General features: G+C 74.3%; 18 protein-coding genes. 8 read left to right on the top strand and 10 right to left on the bottom strand.

The features are described from left to right. Positions 1-59: 59 nt before the first annotated feature. The 3 genes from ACPA54_RS14050 (at position 60) to ACPA54_RS14040 (ending at position 4,001) form a co-directional block, all read left to right on the top strand. Entirely contained in the window at positions 60-857 is a 798-nt protein-coding gene (locus ACPA54_RS14050; RefSeq protein WP_423529484.1) for a phosphatase PAP2 family protein, read from the top strand. Positions 858-868: 11 nt separating this feature from the next. Further along, positions 869-2,608, top strand: coding sequence for a bifunctional phosphatase PAP2/diacylglycerol kinase family protein (locus tag ACPA54_RS14045; protein ID WP_423529482.1), 1,740 nt, complete (start codon positions 869-871; stop codon positions 2,606-2,608). 805 nt (positions 2,609-3,413) lie between these two features. After that, the gene (locus tag ACPA54_RS14040; protein ID WP_423529480.1) at positions 3,414-4,001 is read left to right on the top strand and encodes a polysaccharide deacetylase family protein; all 588 of its coding nucleotides are present in this window, start codon (positions 3,414-3,416) and stop codon (positions 3,999-4,001) included. Here ACPA54_RS14040 and ACPA54_RS14035 read toward each other — a convergent pair. The 3 genes from ACPA54_RS14035 to pheA form a co-directional block, all read right to left on the bottom strand. Beyond that, on the bottom strand, positions 3,977-4,486 hold the full coding sequence (locus ACPA54_RS14035) for a hypothetical protein (RefSeq protein WP_423529865.1): 510 nt from the start codon (positions 4,484-4,486) through the stop codon (positions 3,977-3,979). The two genes, ACPA54_RS14040 and ACPA54_RS14035, sit on opposite strands and share 25 nt — an antisense overlap. A gap of 51 nt (positions 4,487-4,537) precedes the next feature. Further along, positions 4,538-5,620, bottom strand: a complete 1,083-nt coding sequence (locus ACPA54_RS14030) for a DNA polymerase III subunit beta family protein (protein WP_423529479.1) — start codon at positions 5,618-5,620, stop codon at positions 4,538-4,540. Positions 5,621-5,883: 263 nt separating this feature from the next. After that, positions 5,884-6,831: a prephenate dehydratase gene (pheA, locus tag ACPA54_RS14025; protein WP_423529477.1), complete on the bottom strand. Its 948-nt coding sequence runs from the start codon at positions 6,829-6,831 to the stop codon at positions 5,884-5,886. Positions 6,832-6,974: 143 nt separating this feature from the next. On the opposite strand from pheA, the gene ACPA54_RS14020 reads away from it, so the two are divergent. From ACPA54_RS14020 to ACPA54_RS14010, 3 genes are all read left to right on the top strand, one after another. After that, complete coding sequence (locus ACPA54_RS14020; protein WP_423529475.1) at positions 6,975-7,841, top strand: ABC transporter permease; 867 nt, start codon at positions 6,975-6,977, stop codon at positions 7,839-7,841. Positions 7,842-8,096: 255 nt separating this feature from the next. Beyond that, complete coding sequence (locus tag ACPA54_RS14015; protein WP_423529473.1) at positions 8,097-8,390, top strand: hypothetical protein; 294 nt, start codon at positions 8,097-8,099, stop codon at positions 8,388-8,390. A gap of 7 nt (positions 8,391-8,397) precedes the next feature. After that, on the top strand, positions 8,398-10,071 hold the full coding sequence (locus ACPA54_RS14010; RefSeq protein WP_423529471.1) for an alpha/beta hydrolase: 1,674 nt from the start codon (positions 8,398-8,400) through the stop codon (positions 10,069-10,071). Positions 10,072-10,074: 3 nt separating this feature from the next. On the opposite strand, the gene efeB is transcribed toward ACPA54_RS14010, so the two are convergent. The 6 genes from efeB to ACPA54_RS13980 all read right to left on the bottom strand — a co-directional run bounded on the left by efeB (position 10,075) and on the right by ACPA54_RS13980 (position 16,121). Further along, entirely contained in the window at positions 10,075-11,301 is a 1,227-nt protein-coding gene (gene efeB, locus ACPA54_RS14005) for an iron uptake transporter deferrochelatase/peroxidase subunit (protein WP_423529469.1), read from the bottom strand. 5 nt (positions 11,302-11,306) lie between these two features. Then, positions 11,307-13,109, bottom strand: a complete 1,803-nt coding sequence (locus tag ACPA54_RS14000; RefSeq protein WP_423529467.1) for a copper resistance CopC/CopD family protein — start codon at positions 13,107-13,109, stop codon at positions 11,307-11,309. Further along, positions 13,099-13,638, bottom strand: coding sequence for a copper chaperone PCu(A)C (locus ACPA54_RS13995; RefSeq protein WP_423529465.1), 540 nt, complete (start codon positions 13,636-13,638; stop codon positions 13,099-13,101). The genes ACPA54_RS14000 and ACPA54_RS13995 overlap by 11 nt, the downstream gene beginning before the upstream one ends. Further along, positions 13,635-14,333 carry an SCO family protein gene (locus ACPA54_RS13990; protein ID WP_423529463.1) on the bottom strand — a complete coding sequence of 233 codons (699 nt, stop codon included), beginning with the start codon at positions 14,331-14,333 and terminating at the stop codon, positions 13,635-13,637. The genes ACPA54_RS13995 and ACPA54_RS13990 overlap by 4 nt, the downstream gene beginning before the upstream one ends. 43 nt (positions 14,334-14,376) lie before the next feature. Further along, complete coding sequence (locus ACPA54_RS13985; RefSeq protein WP_423529461.1) at positions 14,377-15,135, bottom strand: YcnI family copper-binding membrane protein; 759 nt, start codon at positions 15,133-15,135, stop codon at positions 14,377-14,379. Between the two features lie 218 nt (positions 15,136-15,353). Further along, positions 15,354-16,121, bottom strand: coding sequence for a hypothetical protein (locus ACPA54_RS13980; protein WP_423529459.1), 768 nt, complete (start codon positions 16,119-16,121; stop codon positions 15,354-15,356). Positions 16,122-16,363: 242 nt separating this feature from the next. Here ACPA54_RS13980 and ACPA54_RS13975 point away from each other — a divergent pair, with 242 nt between their 5' ends. Beyond that, positions 16,364-16,807, top strand: a complete 444-nt coding sequence (locus tag ACPA54_RS13975) for an ATP-binding protein (protein WP_423529457.1) — start codon at positions 16,364-16,366, stop codon at positions 16,805-16,807. Between the two features lie 196 nt (positions 16,808-17,003). Further along, a complete protein-coding gene (locus ACPA54_RS13970; RefSeq protein WP_423529455.1) occupies positions 17,004-19,196 on the top strand; it encodes a hypothetical protein in 2,193 nt (730 codons plus the stop codon). Here ACPA54_RS13970 and ACPA54_RS13965 read toward each other — a convergent pair. Beyond that, positions 19,140-20,669: an MptA/MptB family glycosyltransferase gene (locus ACPA54_RS13965; protein ID WP_423529453.1), complete on the bottom strand. Its 1,530-nt coding sequence runs from the start codon at positions 20,667-20,669 to the stop codon at positions 19,140-19,142. The two genes, ACPA54_RS13970 and ACPA54_RS13965, sit on opposite strands and share 57 nt — an antisense overlap. Positions 20,670-20,693 lie beyond the last annotated feature (24 nt).

The raw sequence follows: 20,693 nt of genomic DNA, 5'->3' as shown, positions 1-20,693 counted from the left end.
CCGGTGACTCACCACTCTTTTTCCTGACCTTCCGGCGATCGACGAGGTATCAAAGGGGTGTGCACTCCCTCTCTTCGCGCCCACGGGCCGCCGCGTGCGCGCTCGTCGCGGCCGGCGTCTTCGTCGTGCTGCTCGTCATGGTGGCCGCGGGGTGGGAGCCGCTGCACCGGGCCGACGCCCGGGTGGCCGCCGATCTGCACACCTGGGTGGTCGGCCATCCCGGGTGGCGGCGCACGCTGGCGTTCCTCACCGGATGGGTCTGGGACCCGTGGGATTTCCGCGCGCTCGCGGCGGTCTCCGCGGTCCTGCTGTGGTGGCAGGGCCGCCGCCGCACGGCGGTGTGGACCGCGGCGGTCATGATCATCGGCGGGCTCACCGGGACCCTGGTGAAGGTGGCCGTGGCGCGCGACCGGCCGATGTTCACCGATCCGGTGGCGGACGCGCCGGGCTGGTCGTTCCCGTCCGGGCACGCGCTCAACGGGATGCTCGGCTGCGTGGTGCTGCTGGCGGCGCTGCTGCCGGTCGTGCCGCGGCGGGTCCGCCCGGTGCTGTGGATCGTGGCCGTGGTGTCCGTGCTCGGGGTCGGGTTCACGCGAATGGCGCTCGGCGTCCACTTCCTCAGCGACGTGGTCGCGGGGTGGGCGCTCGGCGTCGTCGTCGCGGTCGTGCTGTGGGCCGCGATCGCCGCGCTGTGGGACCCCGCGGGCACCGAGCCGGAGGACCCCTCAAGCGCCCCTTCGGACGACCCCGAGGACGGTCCCGAGGACGGTCCCGCGGACGACGGCGAGGCGCAGATCACTCGGGGCGGGGATGCGGGGTTGGACACGCCGCGTCCGACGGGCCGCTCGTCTGGGTAAGAATTGCGACCATGCTCACGGAAGCAGGACGGTTCCTGCGACGGATCGCCCTGCCAGTGGTGGCGACGGCCTTGGCGGTCATCGGACTCGGTCTCCTGGTGACGCGCGTCCTCGACGGCGTGTGGCCGATTTCCGGCGAGGACGATCTGGAGCGGACGTTCGAAGCGCACCGCTCCGGCGGCTGGGACGCGGTGTCCGACGTGCTGTCCGCGCTGTCGGGCTGGGGCGCCGTGACCGCGGTCACCATCGCCGCGGCGGCGCTGGCGTTCGCCGCCTACCGGTCGTGGCGCGCGCCGCTGTTCCTGGTCGGCGCGGTTGCCGCGCAGACCCTGATCTTCGTGCTCGCCCGGATCTTCGTGGAACGCGACCGGCCGGACGTGGTGCCGCTCGACGACCTGCCGGGGCACGGCAGCTATCCGTCGGGCAACACCGGCGCCGCGCTCGCGCTGTACGGCGGCATCGCGATCCTGCTGTCCGCGCGCATCGGCGGCCGGGTCGGCCGCTGGGTGTGGCGGGTGCTGTGCCTGCTGGTGCCGGTCGCCGTCGGCCTCGCCCGCGTCTACCGCGGCGACAGCCACCCGACCGACGTCATCGCCGCGATCGCGTCCGCCGCCGCCGCGCTGGCGATCATGAATTCGGCGGTGCTCTCGCCGCGTTCCGTCTGGGGCGGCCCGGGCGGCAACCTGCGGCACACCGGCGACGGGCACGTGCCGCGGGCCGCGCTCGTGGTCAACCCGATCAAGCTGGACTCGGCGGACGACCGCGCCCGCATCGACAAGATCATGGCCGAGGCCGGCTGGGCGCCGCCGCTGTGGCTGGAAACCACCGTCGAGGACCCCGGTGCGGGCGTCACCCGCACGGCGGTCGCGGAGGGCGTCGACCTGGTCGTGGTGGCGGGCGGCGACGGCACGGTCCGCGAGTGCGCGGGCGCGTTGGCGGGCACCGGTGTGCCGCTGGCGGTCGTGCCGTCCGGCACCGGCAACCTGCTGGCCCGCAACCTCGGCCTCCCGATCGACCTGGCCGACGCCGTGCACGTGGCGGTGCACGGCCGTGACCGGGCGATCGACCTGGGCGCCATCGACCCCGACGAGCCCGGTGGCGAGATCCGGCACTTCACGGCGATGGCCGGCATCGGCCTGGACGCCGCGATGGTCGCTGACGCCCCCGACGCGCTCAAGAAGAAGGTCGGCTGGCCCGCCTACGCGGTCTCCGCGACCCGGCATCTCCGCGACGCCCGCATGCGGGTCACGCTGCGCATCGACGACGGCCCGCCGATCACCCGCCGGGCCCGCATGGTGCTGGTCGGCAACGTGGGCGCCCTCCAGGCGGGCATGCAGCTGCTGCCCGGCGCGGAGCCCGACGACGGCATGCTCGACGTCGTGGTGTTCGCGCCGTACGGCATGACCGGCTGGGCGCACGCGACCCTCCGCGTCGTCGGCCGGCGACGCCGCGACGAACCCCACGCCCCGGACCGGCAGCTCCGCCGCCGGCCGATCGAGCACTTCACCGGCCGCAAGGTCGAGGTGGAGACCGCCCGCCCGGAACCGCGCGAACTCGACGGCGACCCGATCGGCCCCGGCACCCGGCTGGCGGTGCACGTCCGGCCCGGCGTGCTGACCGTCCGGGTCCCGGACGGCGTGGTGGCGCTGCGGCCGGAGTCGCGGGCCGAGCCGTTCCCGGCGGCGCCGCCGGAGTTCGCCCCGGAGCCGGGGAACCCGGCGGCGAGTTCGTCGGCACCGGCGGCGACCTGAGCGGTCACGTGGCGTCGCGGGACGGCCGCGCGGCGGGACCGCCGGGGTCGCCGGGCGGTTTCCGGTCGCGCGGTCGTCGCCGCCGACGTGCCCGGGCCGGCTTTTCGCGTGGTCGTGGCACCGGGCGGGGGTGATCTCCGCCACGCCGCCGTCCGCGCCGGAGCCGCTCCGGGACCCGGCCTCCGCCGCCGTGTGGGCGGCTGCCTCGTCGGCCGTCGGAGTCCCGGACACGCTGGGCGTTTGCGTTCTCGGCGCCCCGGGGCGGGGGCCAAGTCCCGGGCGTCGGCGGGGTCTCCGGGCGGGCAAACAGCTCGTCAACTCCGCGGAGCATTCGTGTGAATATCGCACCTTTTGCCTTTTTGGTGTGCGACGGTGGACGTCGGTTCGTCCGAGCCGGCCGTTCCCCCGACCCCCGAGGAGGCCTGTGGTGCCGCATGTCCGAGAAGCCCGCGCAGCCCGGGGGAAGCGTGTCCGGATCACGGTGGCCGCCGCCGCGGTGCTCGCGTTGACCGCGGCCGGCTGTGCTTCGGGCGGCGCCGGCCAGACGCACGCGAACCACGGGTCCCGGCCTCCGACCCCCAACGCCCCCGGCCCGCAGGCCGCTCCCGACCCGCACCTCGGCCGCGGCGGCCCGGACACGACGGCGCCCGGCGCCGGACCGTCGGCAGGCGCGCCCGCGGCGCCGACACCCCGGACGACGGCGCCCCAGGCGACGGCGTCCCCGAGTCCGTCGACTCAGGCCCCGTCGACCCAGGCCCCGGCGCCCCGGACGACCTCGCCGTCCCAGGTCCCGGTGTCCCAGAGCGTGGTTCGGCACACCGCCGCCGACGGCCGCAACGTCGCGCTGACGTTCGACGACGGCCCCAGCCCGGTCTGGACGCCCAAGGTCCTCGCGCTGCTCGATCAGTACGACGTCAAGGCGACGTTCTGCATCGTCGGCGAACAAGCGCGCGAATACCCGAACCTGGTGCGCAGGATCGTCGCCAAGGGGCACCGCCTCTGCGACCACACCGAGACCCACGACGAGAAGCTGGCCCGGCTGCCCGCCGCCGACGTCCGCCGCGAGATCGGCAGCGCTCGCGACGCCATCCTGGCGGCCGTCCCCGGCGCCGAGATCCCGTGGTTCCGCGCCCCCGGCGGCGGCTGGTCGACGACGATCAAGCAGACCGCCGCGTCGTACGGCATGAAGCCGCTCGACTGGTCGGTGGACAGCCGCGACTGGGAACGCGGCGGCGTGGACACCATCCTCGCCACCATCAAGAGCGAACTCCGCCCCGGCGGCGTGATCCTCATGCACGACGCCGGCGGCGACCGCTCGCAGAGCGTCGCGGTCCTGGCCCGGCTCCTGCCGTGGCTGGTGAACCAGGGCTACAGCTTCGACTTCCCGGCGTAACCAGCGGAACCGCCGGCGGAACCGGGTGCCGAGACCCGCCGGGTGCGGTCCTGCCGGGCGATCGCTTCGCCGACCTCGTGGATGGCGCCCCGCATCAGGTCACCGTACGAATCCCGGGCAAGGCCGGGGGCGTGTGCTCCGGCCGCGTCGATGTGCTCGGCGGCGGCTTCGAAGGAACCCAGCCGGCGGTAGTTGTCGGCGAGGTTGAGGTGGAGGGACGGGTAGAAGCCTGCGATGCGCAGGCTGCCGTGGTGCTCTTGGACGCGCTGCTCGGTCATGGCGTCGGCAGCGTCCAAGGCCCGGATGTCCCAAGCGAGGGCCTGGGCGGGATCCTCGTGGAGATCCGCCAGGTAGTGGGCCAGGGAGCAGCGATGGAGCGGGTCGCCGGTGACGCCGATCGCCGACCACAGGCTCAGGAGCTTCCGGCGGGCGGAAGCACGGTCACCGGTTCGACCCTCCGCGACGGCTTGGCCGATGGCTTCCATGGTCGGGTCGGGACCGGCAGATGCGGTGGTCACGGATGCTCCTCGTCGTGCTCAGTTCGAGTGGTCGGATTTCACGGGCATGGCCAGGGTGGTGAGGTCGCCGCGGTCGGCGGAGCGGATCGTGACGGGCTGGCCGTCTCCCCTCAGGTCGAGCATCAGGTCGGGGCCGATCGCCGTGCTCATGGCGGGATAGAGCGTGGTCAGTGCGAACCGGATCCGGAGGGCCTCGCCCGTCACGGTGGCCGGGAGCGGGATGCCGGGGTGGGCATCGTCCGCCGACCGTTCCGCCGACCGGATGTTCACTCCGTGGCCGGCGACGTGCAGCGCGATACGGTCGCCCGGGAGTTCTTCCAACGCGCGCAGGAGCAGGTCCTTCGGCACCGTTGCGCGCGTGGTGACCTCGCCCAGTGACGCGAGCATCAGCCGATGGTCGGGGAACTCCTCGGACAGCAACCGGCAATGCAGGTCGTCCCGGTCGGCCATGCGGAACCGGATCCCGTGCGGCACCGCTTCGAGACGGACCAGCGCGCTCCGGCGGAGCTCGGCGACCGCGGTCCGGAGATCGTCGCCGTCGACCGTGCCGGCCCACGGCTGCTCCGGCGGTTCCACCGGCACCAGGGTCCGTACCGAGAGCCGGTACCGGTCGGTCGCCGTCAGGGCGACCGCCTCGTGGTTCGCCTCGATGTGCAGGCCGGCGAGTACCGGCATCCCCGGCTCGTGCGCCGTCGCGGCCAAGACCTGCTCGACCGCATCCGCCAGCACGGGCCCCTTCAGCGCCGCAATCGGCAGACCGGGCGCGTCGCCCAACGCGGCCCTGAGGACGGCAGCTTTCCGGAGTGCCGCCGCCGTATCCCCGACGAGCTTCGCGACATGCTCGTCGACCAGCCGGGATGCCTCGTCCGCCTCGGCGTCGAGGACCGCCTCGACGGCGGCAAGGGGCATGGCGATCTCGCGGAGCCGACGCAGCGTGCTCGCCCGCGCCACTTGGTCGGCGCCGTAGTAGCGGTATCCCGAGACGGGGTCGACTTCGGCAGGGGGCAGCAGGCCGGAGTCGGCGTAGAACCGCAACGCGCTGGAGGTCAGGCCGCTGCGTCGGGCGAAGACCCCGATCGGCATCAACTCGGAATTCGGCACCTCGCCATCTTTGGGCTTCGACCGACTCGAAGGTCAACAGCGCCGGCGCCGCGAGTCGCGTCCGAGGGGGGTATGCCTGGGCATACCCGAGATCCGCGTGCCTGCCGGAAGGTGCTGTTCGCGGACGAGCCGACGTCGCGTCGTTGGAATCGGCCTGCCGCCGGACGACGACACCCACCGCCGCGTCCTGGCCGTCCTGGCCTACCTCGGATCGGGGATCGGCTGATCTCCCCGCGTCGGCTTGTCCCTCCGGTGGCGCCCGGTCAGCTCTGCCCGCGGCGCGCCCGGTCGAGCCAGCGGGCCGCGTCGTCGAACTCCGCGTCGGACGTGCCGCGCCGCACCTGCGGCCGCGCGCCGTCGGCCCGCGGATACGAGCCGAGGAACCGCACCCCCGCGCACACCCGCCGCAGGCCCATGAGCGCTTCGCCGACCCGGGCGTCCGCGATGTGGCCCTCGGCCTCGATCGCGAAGAAGTAGTGGCCGAGGCCGTCCCCGGTGGGGCGGGACTGGATGTGGTCGAGGTTGACCCCGCGCACCGCGAACTCCTGGAGGATCTCCAGCAGCGCACCCGCGTGGTCGTCGACGATGAACGCCACCACCGACGTGCGGTCCGCCCCGGTCGGCGGCGATACCGGAGCCGGCCGCCGGACCTGCACGAACCGGGTCACCGCGCCCTCGACGTCGTGGATCTCGGCGACCAGCGGCACCAGGCCGTAGCGCTCGGCCGCGAACTCGCCCGCGAGGGCGGCGTCGTAGCGGCCTTCCTGGACGAGCCGGGCGGCATCCGCGTTCGAGGCCGACGAGAACCACTCGGCGTCCGGGAGGTTCGCCCCCAGCCAGCGACGGACCTGCGGCTGCGCGTGCGCGTGGCTCGACACGGTCTTGATGTCGGCCATCGTGGTGCCGGGCCGGACCAGCAGGGCGAAGGAGATCGGCAGCAGGATCTCCCGCTCGATGACGAGCGGCTCGCCGGTGGCCAGTTCGTCGATCGTGACGGACACGGAGCCTTCGACCGAGTTCTCCAGCGGCACGACCGCCGCGTCGGCCTCCCCACGCCGCACCGCGTCGAGTGCGGCCGGCACCGAGGCCATGGGCAGCGCCTCGGCCTGCGCGGCCTCCGGCAGCGTCAGCAGCGCGGCCTCGGTAAACGTCCCTTCCGGCCCGAGGTAGGACCAACGGGGGGCACCGGAAGCGGCGGAGGAGTGAGGCATGCCAGCAAGCGTATGCCCTCGCTCCGAGGGCACTAGCCGACGGTTCATCACCCATCCGGGCGAATCACCGTTCCGGCCTCTTCCTCGGCCGCCTCCCTGCGCGTCCTCTGCCGCGCCCGCCCCCGACGCCCTACCGTCAGCCCATGCCCCACCAGCCCTGGGAACCCCACCTGTTTCCCGACGCGGCCCGCATGGCTTCCTCCGTCTTCTCCCCGCTCGCCGCGCCCACCCCGACAACCGCGGCGTCCTCCTCGGGCCAGCTCCCGGTCACCCCGTCGCTCGGCGCCGCCATCGCCGTCCTCCTGCTCCTGGCCTTCGCGATCACCGCGGTCGCGCACCTCGGGCACGGCCGGGCGGTGCTGCTGGCCGGGGTCCGGGCCGCGCTGCAGCTGCTCGTGGTCGCGGTGGTCATCACGCAGGTGGTGGACCACTGGTGGGCGAGCCTGCTGTTCATCGCCGTCATGTACGCGGTCGCCGTGCTCACCGCGTCCGGCCGCATCGTCGGCGCCGTCTACCATCCGTGGATCGCGGTCCCGATCCTCGTCGCCACGATTCCGGTGCTGACCGTCCTCGTCGCCGTCCGCATCGTGCCGTTCGAAGGCCTCGTGCTCATCCCTATCGCGGGCAGCCAGCTCGGCGGCGCCATGACCGCGACCGTCCTCTCCGGGCGCCGGGCACTGGAGGAACTCACTCTGCGGCACGGCGAAGTCGAGGCCGCGCTGTCGCTCGGGTTCCTCGACCGCGACGCGCGGATGGAGATCTGCCGGCCCGCGGCGTCGGGTGCGCTGATCCCCGCGCTGGACCAGACCCGGACGGTCGGACTGGTCACGCTGCCGGGCGCGTTCGTCGGCATGCTGCTCGGCGGCGCCTCGCCGTGGAACGCCGGTGCGGTGCAGTTGTTCGTGCTGATCGCGCTGCTGGCGGTGGAGGCAGCCGCGATCACGGTGACCGTCGAGCTGATCGCGCGCGGCCGCATTGCCCGGCCGCGGACCGCAGGGGTCACCACCTGAGTCGGCCAACGACGCGCGGACTTCCGGCAATTCGGCAGCAAACGCCAGACCTTTATCCACAGGGTTGTGGATAATTTCCCGAGGATCACCGCTCGACCTGTGGATATCTCTGTGGACTACTTCGTCCGCCTGCGGGAGATGCCCCTTATCGGTGAAGATTCCCGATCCCCCCGTGAACTGGCCGATTTGGCAGTGCACTCGGCATAGAGTCGGAGCCACAACCAACCGGCCGGAAGCACGAGGGGGAGGCATTCCGTGCATGTGGATCCTGCCGTACTGAGGACGGCCGCCGCGGAAGCGCATCGGCTGGCCGACGAACTCCCCCGGCTCACCGACGCCATCGCCATCACCGGCCATGAAGCCGCCGCCGCCTGCCCGGGGTTCGCCACCGCCACCGCACTCGCCGAGGTCACGGCCGCCTGGCAGGGTCGACTGGCCGCCGTGGGCGAGACGTTCGCGCGCACCGCACAGGCTCTCGCGGGCACGGCCGACCGCGACTCCGCGGCCGACGGCCACGCCGCCGCCGCGTTCGACGCCGCCGCACGCTGAGCGGACCATGACCCCCGGCACGCTTTCCTGGCTGCGGAACCTCCGCCCCGACACCCTGGATGCCGCCGCTCGCCAGTGGCTGCGCTTGGCCGGCGACGTGGAGAACGCCGCCGGCCGGGCCGCGGCCGAGATCGCCGGGGTTCTCACGACCACCGTTTGGCAAGGGGCCGACGCCGAGGCCGCCGCCCGACAACTCGACGACCAAGACACCGAGTTGCGCATCGCGACGCAGGAAGCGGCGGCCGTGGCGGCCCTGATCGGCCGGGCGGCCCAGGAGCTGGCCGCCGCCCGGCGGAATGGGGAGTCCCTGCTGGCCGAGGCCTCCGCGGCAGGCCTCCGCGTCGACGACGACGGCACCATCCGTCCCACCGCCACTGCCGGGGATCCGGCCGACGCCGTCCGCCTCGCCGCCGCGCTCACCACCGTGCTCGACTCCGCCGCCCTGGCCGACCGCCGCTTCGCGGCCGCCCTGCGCGATCTCGCCCCCGACGCGGTCCGCCCCGGGCGCGACCGCTGGGCCGACGCGGTGGACGACGGCGCCGCCGTCGCCCTCCTCGCCCGTATCGACGCCCGCGCCATCCCGTCGGCGGCGAGTCCGGACGCCGTACGCGCCTGGTGGGCAGGCCTCGACGACGGCGCCCGGCAACGGTTCCTGGTCGGCTGCCCCGCCGTGCTCGGCAAGCTCGACGGACTCCCCGCCACCGTGCGTGATCGTGCCAACCGCTTGCTGCTGCACGCGTCCGAGGCCGGCCTCCGGCGGGAACTGCGGGCCGCGGAGACCGCGTTGGCGCAGGCCGGAGCGCGCAACGGCGGCGGTCCCGCACTCGTGAGCCGCATCGGCGACCTGCGCCGCCGTCTCGCCGGGGTCGAGACCCTGCGCGGCCACCTGGAGTCCGCCGCCCACCGGTGGGGTCCCACCTATCTGCTCGCCTTCGCCCCCGACGGCGACTACGCCGCGGGCGGCCGAGGACGCGGACGGGCGGTCATCGCCGTCGGCAATCCCGACCACGCGCGCCACACCGCCGTGTTCGTCCCCGGCATGGGCGTGGGCCTCGACGCCGCGGGGGACGAGTTGGGGCGCGTGGCCGACCTGCGCGCCGCGGCCCAGGCCAAGACAGGCAGCCCGGACGTGGCGGCCGTCGCCTGGATCGGCTACGACACCCCCGACCGGCTCGCCCAAGCCCTCGATCCCCGCTATGCCGAACGCGCCGCCCCGCACCTCGGCCGCTTCACCGGAGGACTCCGCGCCGCGCACGAGCCGGGCGCCGGCCACCTCACCGTGATCGGCCACAGCTACGGATCCCTTGTCGTCGGCGAAGCCGCCCAGACCGGTTCCGGCCTGCACGCCGACGACATCGTCGTGGTCGGCAGCCCCGGTGTGCACGCCACCCGGGCCACCCAACTGGGCGCCGGACCCGGCCATGTCTGGGTGGGCCGCGCGCAGGGCGATCCGGTGCCCGGCCTCGGCGCGCTGACGTACGCAAGCCCGGTCACCGGAACGACCCCCACCGACCCGGCGTTCGGCGCCAACCGGTTCACCACGGACGGCGCCGCCGGCCACAGCGACTACTGGAACACGGCCCGCCCGGACAGCCTCGCCAACCAGGCCGCGATCGTGGCCGGCAGGTACGGCGACGTCCGGCTGGTCTCCGGCGCCCCGCCCGCGGACGGGAAGCCGTAGCCGCTACCCCTCGAACAGCCCCTGCCCGACGTACCCGCCCGGCGCACAGCCGGGCGGCGCCACGAACAGCCCGCTCGTCTCGTGCCGGATGAACGGCGACAGCGCGTCCCCGCGGGCCAGCTTCTGCTGCACCGGCACGAACCCGTCCCGCGGATCCGCCTGCCAGGCGACGAACAGCAGACCGGCGTCCGCCGTCCCGTCCGGGCGGAACCCGTCGTCGTACGAGTAGCCGCGCCGCAGCATGGCCGCCCCGCGGTTGAACTCCGGTGCGGTGACCCGGATGTGCGCGTTGGCCGCGATGACCGGCGTGCCGTCGCCGTTGCGCCGTCCGTAGTCCGGCTCGGTGCGTTCCGCGCCGCCGGTGAGCGGCGCCCCGGTGTCCTTGCGCCGCCCGATGACCCGCTCCTGCGCGGGCACGTCCAGCCCGTCCCAGCTGTCGAGCAGCATGCGGATGCGCCGCACCACGACGTACGAGCCGCCCCGCGCCCACGCCGGATCCGCCGTGGGTGCGATGAACAGCTTGGCCTCGAAGTCCGCGTCCTCCGGCCGCGGGTTCTTGGTGCCGTCGACCTGGCCCATGAGGTTGCGGTGCGTCATCGGCGTGGCCGTCGCGCCCGGCGACCGGGCGAACCCGGCCATCCTCCACCGGGGGCGTGCCGTGCCCTGGGCGAGCTTGTGCAGTGTGCGCAGCGCGTGGAAGCCGACCAGCGCGTCGTCCGCGCACACCTGGACCAGCAGGTCGCCGTCGCTGCGGGCCGCGTCCAACTCCTCGCCGGGGAACGCCGGAAGGGGCTGGAGCGCGGCGGGCCGCCGGTCGGCCAGGCCGAGCTTGTCGAACAGCGCGGACCCGAACGAGAACGTCACGGTCAGCGACGAGGGCCCCGCGTCGAGCGCCACTTGGTCGTCGGCGTCGGCGCGTTCCCCGCGGCTCATCCGCGCGGCCGCGTCCGACCAGCGACGCAGCAGCGCCGCGGTCTTCGCCCGGTCGGCGCCCGGCTCCAGGTCGTAGGCGGCCAGCACGGTCCGGGCCTGTGGCGGCGTCGTGATGCCCGCCTGGCGGGCGCCGTGGAACGGCACCGCCGTCGACCCCAGCGAGGTCAGCGCGGGACCGCCGCCGGACGAATCCGCCACGGCCGCCGCGACCCCGGCGCCGCCGGCCCCGCCGAGCAGCAGCCCGGCCGCGCCGGCGGCACCCAGCAGACCGCGCCGCGACATTCCGTCGTTGCCCACCGTCCTCACCGCACCTTCACCGGCAACGTCACCGTCGCCCGATCGATCTCACTCGTCCGCACCGAGACCGACAGCTGCCACGTGCCCGCCATCGGCAAGGACACGTTCTGCGCCCGCCACTGCCCCGGCCCGATGTGCTCCAGCGCCAGTGTGATCCCGTCGATCTGCTTGTCGGGCAGCGCGATGGCCGCGGTGACCTCGGGCGGGTCGATCGGGTTCTTCTGCGGGTCGCGGACGAACAGGTCCACGGTGTTCGTGCCGGCGCGGGCCGGGTCGACGACCGCCTCCACGAGGCCCTTGCCGGCCGCAATGCCCGCCGAGCCGCCCGCGTCGTACTGCTGCGTGACGGTGACCGTACGCGGCTTCGTCGCCTGCTCGCGCTCCCACGCGGTGCGTCCCGGCTCGGTGTTCACCAGCACGGCGGTGACCGCGATGACCGCGATCGCGAGCGCGGCTTCCGCGCCGACCGCCCGCTGGAGGGTCCGGCGCTGTGGCAGCGGGTCCCCGGCGCGGGCGCCCGCACCGGCGCGGGACCGCAGCCGGGCTTGCAGCCAGCGCCGCGCGACCCACGCGGCGGCGATCATCAGCACGACGAAGTTGACCTTGAGGATCAGCAGCAGGCCGAACGTCGTGGAGAACAACGCGTCGAAGGAACCGACTTGCCGCCACGCCGCGTACACGCCGGTGACCGCCAGCACGGAAACGCTCGCCATCGCGGCCTTCGAGAACGTGCCCACCGCGGGCACGTCGAGCCCGCCGGGCAGTTCCTCGCCGTCCTCGTCCCGGTCCGGACCGAACAGCAGGGTCAGCATGACCGCGAGCCCGCCGATCCAGCAGCCCATCGCGAGCAGGTGCACGATGTCCGCGGCCGTGGCGAGCGGCGCCTGCCGCCCGACGGACGCGTGGTCGGCCATCGACCAGGTCGCGGCGAGGCCCGTGGACAGCAGGACCCATGCCGCCCCCAGCACGATCCTGGCGCGGCGTTTGGCTTCGCCGAGCACCGCCACCAGGTAGCCGAGCAGGGCGCCGGCCGCGCCGAGGATCAGGATGCGCACCGACAGCGCGCGCCCGAGTTTGCTGTCCAGGGTCACCCGCAGCACGTCCAGGTCGAACGCCGACGAGAACGACAGCCCGGAGGCCTTGGGCCCATAGAACATCAGCGCCGCGACCGTGGACACGAGCAGTCCGGCCCACGACGCGAACAGCAGCATCCACACCCGGAACCGGCCGACCGCGGCAGGCCGCAGCGCGACCAGGAACAGCACCGAGCCGGACAGCAGCGCGAACGACAGGAACGCCGCCCACCGCGCCAGGCCGTCGGCGAAGTTCACCGCGCTGTCGGTGCCTTGCCCGAGCCCGGACACGTTCGCACCGGCCGAGGCCCGGATCACGTTGAACGTGAACGCCCCGGAGACGGGGTGCGAGTCGTCCGAGACGACCCGCCACGCGACGGTGTAGGTGCCGGGGCCCAGCCCGGACAGCAGCTTGACGCGCACCGTCGAGCCGCCGCCGATGCCGTGCTCCGGGTTGCCGGAGTCGACGCGCTTCCCGGCCGGGTCGAGGACCTTCACGCCGCCGAGTTCGGTCGACACGGACTCGCTGAACCGCAGCGTCACCGTCGGCGGGCCGGACGGCAGCGTCGACCCCGACACCGGATCGGTCGAGTCCAGGCTCGCGTGCGCGGACGCGGTGCCCGCGCCGCCGAGCACCAGCGCCACCAGCAGGACGGGCAGCGCGAAGATCCAGGCGAACCGGCGGCGCCCGGGCCCGGCGGCGGCCGCCGGACCCGTCATCGGCTCAACTGCCATGGCCCGGGTGCTCCGGCGACCCCGCCGTCACGGCCGGTCCGGACGGTACGCCCGGATCGCCGGGCCGGTCCGCCGCCCCGAGCACCGGCACGTGCACGGTGATCGGCGCGGATTTCGCGAACGTCAGCGTCACGTCGACGGATTCGCCCTTCTTCAACTGGCGCGTGGGATCCATGAACATCAGGTGCATGGTGCCGCGTCCGAGCACGCCTTGCCCGTGCGCCGGGATGTCGAGGCCTTCGACTTGCTGCATCGCGTTGCCGCTCGACTCGTGGATCTCCGCGCTCGGCGCGAACGTCGAGCTGACCGCGACCAGCCGGTCGGCGGAGTCCCCGTCGTTGCGCACGACCAGGTAGCCCGCCGCCACATCCGGCGACGCGGGCTGCGGGATGTACGGGTCGACGACCGCCAGCTTCGGCGCGGTCGACCCGGACGACCCGCCCGTCGCATACGCGACCAGCCCGATGCCGCCCGCGAGGACGACGGCCCCCGCCGCGCCGAAGAGCACCGTGCGGTGGGGCAGCCTCACGACGCGTCCGGGTGGATCAGCAGCGGCAGGTCGTGCGCGAAGTCGTCGGCGGTGATCCCGGCCGCGCTGCCGTCCGGGTTCATGCCGACCGACGCCAGGTACACGACGCGCGCCCGGTTGTCCGGCGAGAACGCCACGACCTGGGTGCCGTGCGTGCTGGTGACCTTGCCGTCCTTGACCACCGGCGGCTCGATCGGCACGCCGACGCTCTTCGCGGCCGCCTGGATCGTCTCGAACGATCCGGTCAGCCCGGTGAACGACGGGTCGAACGCGTCGAGCCACTGCCGCAGTTCCGGGCCGGTGTCGCGCTCCGGGTCGGTGGTCACGAACACCACGTTGACGTTCGCCCGGTCCTCCGCCTTGAGCTTGGTGAGGGCGCGGGCCACGTCGGCCATGGTGGTGGGGCACACGTCGGGGCAGTGCGTGTAGCCGAAGTACAGCAGGGTGACCTTGCCGGCCGTGCGGGCCTTGAAGTCGTACGCCTGCCCCGACGTGTCCGTCAGCGCCAGATCGGGCTTCTCCATGGGCCGGTCCAGTTCGGTGCCGCGGAACTTCGACGGCGGCCCCGACGAGGTGATCTTCACCGGCGCGCCGTTTCCGCTCGGAGTGCCGTTGCCGTCGGAGCTGCTGCAGCCCGCGGCGAAGAGCAGCCCCGCCACGGCGAGTGCCGCGGTCCTGACCAGTGCCTTGCGCATGGATTTCTTCCGATCGATGACGTGGACGGAGAGGGGAGCGGGGCTACGAGGCCCGGCGCGAGCCGCGGATCAGGCCGAACGCACCGACCGCGAGGCCGAGCACGCCGACCACCAGCCCGGCGATGCCGAGCGTGCGCGCGGTGGAGTCACTGGCCTTGTCCGACTTCGACGCGGCGACGGTGACGTTCTGGCCGGACGCGCCGGACGCCGCCGGGCTCGGCTTGGCCGCGCTGCCGGTGCCCGCCGGGACCAGCTTCAGGGTCGGCGCGGGCTTCTCCGGCTCCTTGCCGTCCGGGCCGGGCAGGTCGATCCAGCGCACGACGTCGCCGTTGTCGTAGGTCTGCAGCGCCTTGAAGACGAGCTTGTCGGTGTCGGTCGGCAGCGGGCCGAGGGACACCTCGAAGTCCTCGTACTGGCCGGGGTTGATGCGGGTGCCCGCGTTGGCGGTCCACGTCACCTTGGACACCGCCTCGGTGATCGTCTTGCCGTGCGACGTGATCGGCGTCGCCAGGGTCTTCTTCTCGACGTTGGCCGTCCAGCCCGCCAGCGGACGGGTGCGCACCGAGGTCAGCGGCTTGTCGTCGGGCAGGTTGACCTCGAGCTTGTTGGTGCCCGCGTTGTCGTTCTCGTTCGGGACGCGGAACGTCACGCCCGCGTAGCCGCCCTGCTCGGCCTGGCCGGGCTGGACGCTGACGTGCGCGGACGCGGGCGCGGCAAGTCCGAGGACGGCCGCCGCGGCGATCGCGGTCAGCGTCAGCGCACGGCGGCGGGCGGGACGGGCGGTGCGGATGTTTGCACGCATGGGTGCTGAGTCTCCCTGGATGGGCGTACGCCGCCGCAGCCGCGGCACAGCGCGGGCGGGGGTACGGAAACCGGATGCGCGGCCTTCGCGGACGCGCGGGCAAGAACGGCGGAAAACGCCGGAGGCCTGCCGGATCCGGTCTCCTCCCACGGCACGGCGGCCGAGGCCGCGCACACGCCCGGATACCGGGGCGGCGGCCTACACAGCAGGAGAAAGGGTCAGCAGGCGGGCGCGAACGCCGGCGGCCCGCGCCGCACGACGGCATGCCGCAACTCGGCCGACAGCAGGCGGCGCACCGCGGCCCGCGGACGGTCCACCGGCAGCGGGGTGCCCGCCGCCGGAACGGTGCCGAACAGCACGGCCAGCACCGCGCGCAGCGGCGCCACCGCGGCGCCGCCCAGGCGTGCCAGCAGGCGGAACAGCGCCGCTTCGCCCTGGCGCAGCCACCACGCGGCGACGAGCGCGGCGGCGGCGTGCGCGGCGAGCATGCCGTAGCCGCCGTCGAAGATCATCGGGCCGACGGAGTGACCTCCGCCGTGTGCCCCGCCCGGCACGGAGGGCAGTGCGCCCGCCTTGTCGGGATCGATGCCCGCGCTCGCCACGACGTCGCGGGCCGACCAGCCGGATGGCAGCATGATGTGCCCGCCGGAGTCGCGCGACCCGCACAGCAGCCGGTCGAGGACGCTCAGCCCGGAGGCGCGGCCGTCCATCGCCGAGCCGGTGTGCGACGTGGCCATGCCGAAGCTGAAGAGGGTGTGCAGGGCAACCTGCCCGGCCGCCAGCAGCACGCCGATGCCCGCCCACGGGCGCTCCCGCCCGGCGGCCGCGTAGGCCACCGCGAAAACGCCGGCGAAGCCCGCGGCGAACGTCCACCACGGCAGCGGCTCGGCCGTCATGAACGCGTGCCCGGCCGCCGACAACGCGACGCACACCGCGGCGAACACGGCGGCTCGCGCGGCGCGAAGCGGGGCGGACACGGTAGGCATGACGCCCCATGGTCTCACCGCGGATCCGACACCCCTACGCAGCCCCCGGATTCGCCTCGCACGCGCCCGGCCGCGGGCTCCCTCGGACCTCCCCCGGCACTCCCTCGCGTCCCCCTCGATCACCGCGGCGCGCGGTACACGGGAGGCGGAAGGGGAAGAAAATTCGTTGTTGACTTTCTGTGTGATTCGGGTATATGCGCTGAGTCTTTGTCTGAAGGCGCCCCACCGACTGGAGGCCGTTCATGGACATGCGGTGGACCGTTCACCTTCCGCGGGAGACGGCGAGCGTTCCCATGGTGCGGCGCTTGCTGATGGGGGCCATGGAGACCGCGGGCGTCGACCCCGGGGTGGCCGCGGAGATCGGCCTCGCGCTGTCCGAGGCGTGCGCGAACGTCGTGGAGCACGCCTGCGGCACCGACCCGGAGGCCGAATTCGAGGTCCGCGCCGGCATCACCGGCAACCGATGCCGCGTCGAAGTCTGCGATACCGGCCCCGGGTTCAGCCCGGAACGACTCAGTACCCCGCTGCACCACGTCGCGTCGCCGGGCGCCGAGAACGGCCGCGGCCTCCTCCTCATCGAGGCGATGAGCGACCGGGTGCAGCTGCGCAACCATCCGCGCAAGGGCGCGGTCATCCGCTTCGAGAAGTCCTTGCGCTGGCGCAAGGACGCGCTGCTGCCGGTCTGACCCGGCCTCGGCCCGGCGCCCTCCCGCGCCTCTCCTGCCGTCTCCCGCTCCTCCTGCCCACTCCTGCCCCCTCCCGCCGCGTCCTGCCTCACTCGTCTCCCCGGACCCCCGCGGCACCCGGCGTGCCCGCGGCGGGTGCGCGCTCCGCATAGCCTGGTGGCCCCCCGCACCGGACCGTACGAGGAGCCCGCCCGCCGTGACGACCCGCCCCGCCAGGCCGCTCCTTGCCGTGGCCGCGCTGCTCGCCGCCGTGGCCGGCGTGCTCCTCGGCACCCCGGCCCACGCCGTCTCGGCCGCTCCGGCGGCATCCGACGGCCGGGACGCCGACCATGTGGTGTTCGTCGGTATCCCCGGCCTGCGCTGGTCGGACGTCACCCCGGAGCGCACGCCGAACCTGGCCCGCCTCACCGGTCAGGCCTCGGCCGCGACGCTGTCCGTGCGCACCGTCGAGAAGACCACCTGTCCCGCCGACGGATGGCTGACCGTCGGCTCCGGCGCCCGCTCGTCCGCGCCCCGCCAGGACGGCGCATGCGCCCCGCTGCCCGCCGTGGCCGTCGGCCCGGACGGCGCGGTCACGGTGCCCGACCTGCCGCGCATCGCGGACTTCAACACCACGTACTCGTACGACCCGAAGTTCGGCATCCTCGCCGCCACCGCGGCCCGCAGCAACCAGTGCGTGACCGCCGTCGGCCCCGGCGCCGCGCTCGCCACCGCCGACGCCCAGGGCCGCAGCCCGGCCGCCTACCTGCCCGGCGCCGACGCCCTCGACGCCGCGGCGCTGGCCCGCTGCGGGCTGACCCTCGTCGACCTCGGCGCGCTCACCGACGGCGCCCCCGACCGTGACGCAGGCCTGCGCGCCGCCGACGAGGCGGTCGGCCGCATCGCCGGCCTGCTGCCCGAACGCACCGAACTCGTCGTCGCGGGTCCCGGCGACGGCGGCACGACCGGCACGCCGCACCTGCGCACGCTGCTCGCCACCGGGCCGGGCACCCGCTTCGACGGCGGCTACCTGACCGCGCCGTCCACCCGCTACGACGGCATGGCCCAGCTCACCGACCTCGCGCCGAGCCTGCTCGACCCGCTCGGCATCGACCCGCCGTCCGAACTCGTCGGCTCGGTCGTGGCCCGCGCCTCCGGCCCGACCGGCGCCGCCGCGGTGCGCGATCTGAACCTGATCGACGTCGGCGCGCAGGCCGCCCGGGACGTCCGCGAGACCTACCAGTTCTTCACCTGGCTGACCGTCGTGCCGCTCGTGCTGTTCGCGGCGGGTATCGCCGCGGCGGCCCGCATGCGGAAGCGGGGGGTGCCGGACGCCTCGCGGGCGAAGCTGTACCGGGCGCTCCAGGTCGTGGGCGTGACCGCCGGAACGGTGCCCGGGGCGACGTTCCTCGTCGGCCTTTTCCCCTGGGAGAAGGCGGGCAGCCCGGAAGCCGCGATCGTCCTGCTCAGCCTGGGCTGGACGGCGGTGCTGACCGCACTGGCCTTCGCCGGGCCGTGGCGGCGCAGCCCGTACGGCCCGCCCGGCTTCGCCACCGCGGCGACCGTGCTCATCCTCGCCGCGGACGTGGTCACCGGCTCGAACCTCCAGATGAACACGCTGTTCGGGCTGTCCCCGCTGGTCGCGGGCCGGTTCTACGGCTTCGGCAACGTCGCCTGGTCGGTGTTCGGCCCCGCCGTGCTGCTCGCCGTCGCCTGGCCGGTCGGCCTCCGCCTCGGCGCGGGACGCCGCCGCGCGGCACTCGGGGTCCTGGTGGCCGGGGCCCTGGCGGCGATCGTGGTGGACGGCTGGCCCGCCTTCGGCAGCGACTTCGGCGGCGTCCTCGCCCTGGTACCGGGCTTCGCGGTCCTCGGCCTGCTGCTGTTCGGCATCCGGATCTCGTGGGGCAAGGCGGCCCTGGTCGCGGCCGGTGCGGTGACCGTGGTGGCGATCATCGCGGTCTTCGACTGGATGCGTCCCGCGGCCGGCCGCTCGCACCTCGGCAAGTTCGTCCAGCAGGTGATCGACGGCGACGCGGGCAGCGTGCTGCACCGCAAGGTCGCCGACAACCTCAGCTCGTTCCACGGGCCGATCGCGTACCTGATCCCGGTGCTCTACGCCGTGCTGCTCGTCGCCATCCTCGCCCCGCACCGGCTCCGCGCCACCGCACTGCCGCCCGCCTACGAGCGGATCCCGTGGCTGCGCGCCGTGCTCGTCGCCTGCTGGATCGCCGCCGCGGTGGGCTACGCCGCCAACGACTCGGGCATCCAGATCCCCTCGGTGGCGCTGCTCATCGGCCTTCCGCTGCCCGCCGCGGCGCTGGCCGCGGTGGCCGCGGAACGCGCCGGCCGCGCGTCACGCGGCGAGGGGAGCCCGGCGCGCCCGCAAGCCCAGCCACAGGGCGCCGAGTAGCAGCGCGATGCCGGCGTACGGGCCGATGCTCGCGCGCAGTGTGTGCGCGAGCGAGTCGACGGCGTGCGGCAGCGGCACCACACGGCCCGGAACGTAGGCGCACACCAGCACCGTCGTCCGGCCCAGGAGCAGTCCGTCCGCGCCCGACGCCGCGACGAGCACGAACGGGGCCCACGCGGCCACGTCGTACCAGGGCAGGCTGTAGGGCGCGGTCAGCAGCCACGCCAGCGCGAGCAGCGCCGCGGCCCCCGCGGCGTCGGCCGACACCCCGTCGCGGAGCGGCCCGCGCGCGGCTGCCCGCATCACGACGGGGGCCAGCAGCCAGGCGACCAAGGCGAGCGTGGCGTAGCCGACGAGGCCGATCAGGTTCCGGGCGGTATCCGCACCGAGCGCCGATTCCAGCGGGTGCACGGCCAGCCGCAGCGGCATGGCGAGCGACACCAGCTTGCTGTTCTCCCGCATCTGCGCGAACGCGTCGCCGCCGCCCGCCGCATAGACCGGCAGATAGGTGAGAACGCCGACCGCGAGGCCGGTGCCGAGCATCGCCGCCAGGTCCCGCCGCCGATGCCGCAGCCCCCACGCCAGCGCCAGCACGAACAGCCCGAGCGTGATCTTGGTGGCGCATGCGAGCCCGACCAACACACCCGCGAGGACGGGCGAGCGGCGTACCGCCACAAGCGCACCGACCGCGAGGGCGACCGCGAACGCGTCGATGTGGCCCGCATTGACCCCGACGAACAGCAGGAGCGGATTCAGCGACCACAGCAGCGCCACCCGGGCCCGTGCCTCCTGTGTGCGCACCGCGCGCTGCATCAGCAGCCCGGTGAGCACGAACGCGGCCGCGCCGATCAGGGTCAGCACGAGCACCGTCGTGTGCACCGACGTGCCGCCGATCTTCGCGGCCAGCCATTGCTCAGCCGTGGCGACCGGGCCGTACACCGACGGGGTGTCCTGCCACGGCGCCTCGACGGCCCGGCCGACCGGATCGCCCGACCGGGCGAGGTCCGCGGCGGTGTCGAGGTACGGGTTGCCGCCGGTCGCCGTGAGCCTTCCGTAGGCCGCGTACACCAAATGGTCCGCGGACCCCATCGGCGGCACCAGTACGGCAGCCGCGGCGGCCACCGCGCCCGCGATGGTCAGCCGCCGGGGATCCGGCGTCCACCCGCCGCGCAGCGCGAGCATCGCCAAGCCCAGCCCGACCGCCCCCGCCAGCGCGGAGCCCAGCAGCAGCCCGGTCACCAGCCCCGCGGACGGGTCGGTGCCCAGGTCGTACGGCGGCAGCCATCCGGGCCCGCCCGGCAACGGGGGAGCGGCGGCGGACGTGCCGAGGAGCCCGGCGGCCAGCAGCAGCCCGATCCCGGCGGCCAGAAACGCGAGCGCGGCTTTGCCCGCGCCTGGTAGGCCATCCGCGCCGAGCGCCCGCAGCCGCGCGCCGACCCCGGTCGCCCCGGTCGTGGCGGTCGTGGCGGTCACGCCGTCGGGCCGGAGCGTCGATGC

The organism is Uniformispora flossi (assembly GCF_049534875.1).
Classification (GTDB): domain Bacteria; phylum Actinomycetota; class Actinomycetes; order Streptomycetales; family Streptomycetaceae; genus Yinghuangia; species Yinghuangia aomiensis.
Note: the sequence above shows the minus strand (reverse complement) of the source record. Positions and strands in the feature narration are given on the sequence as shown.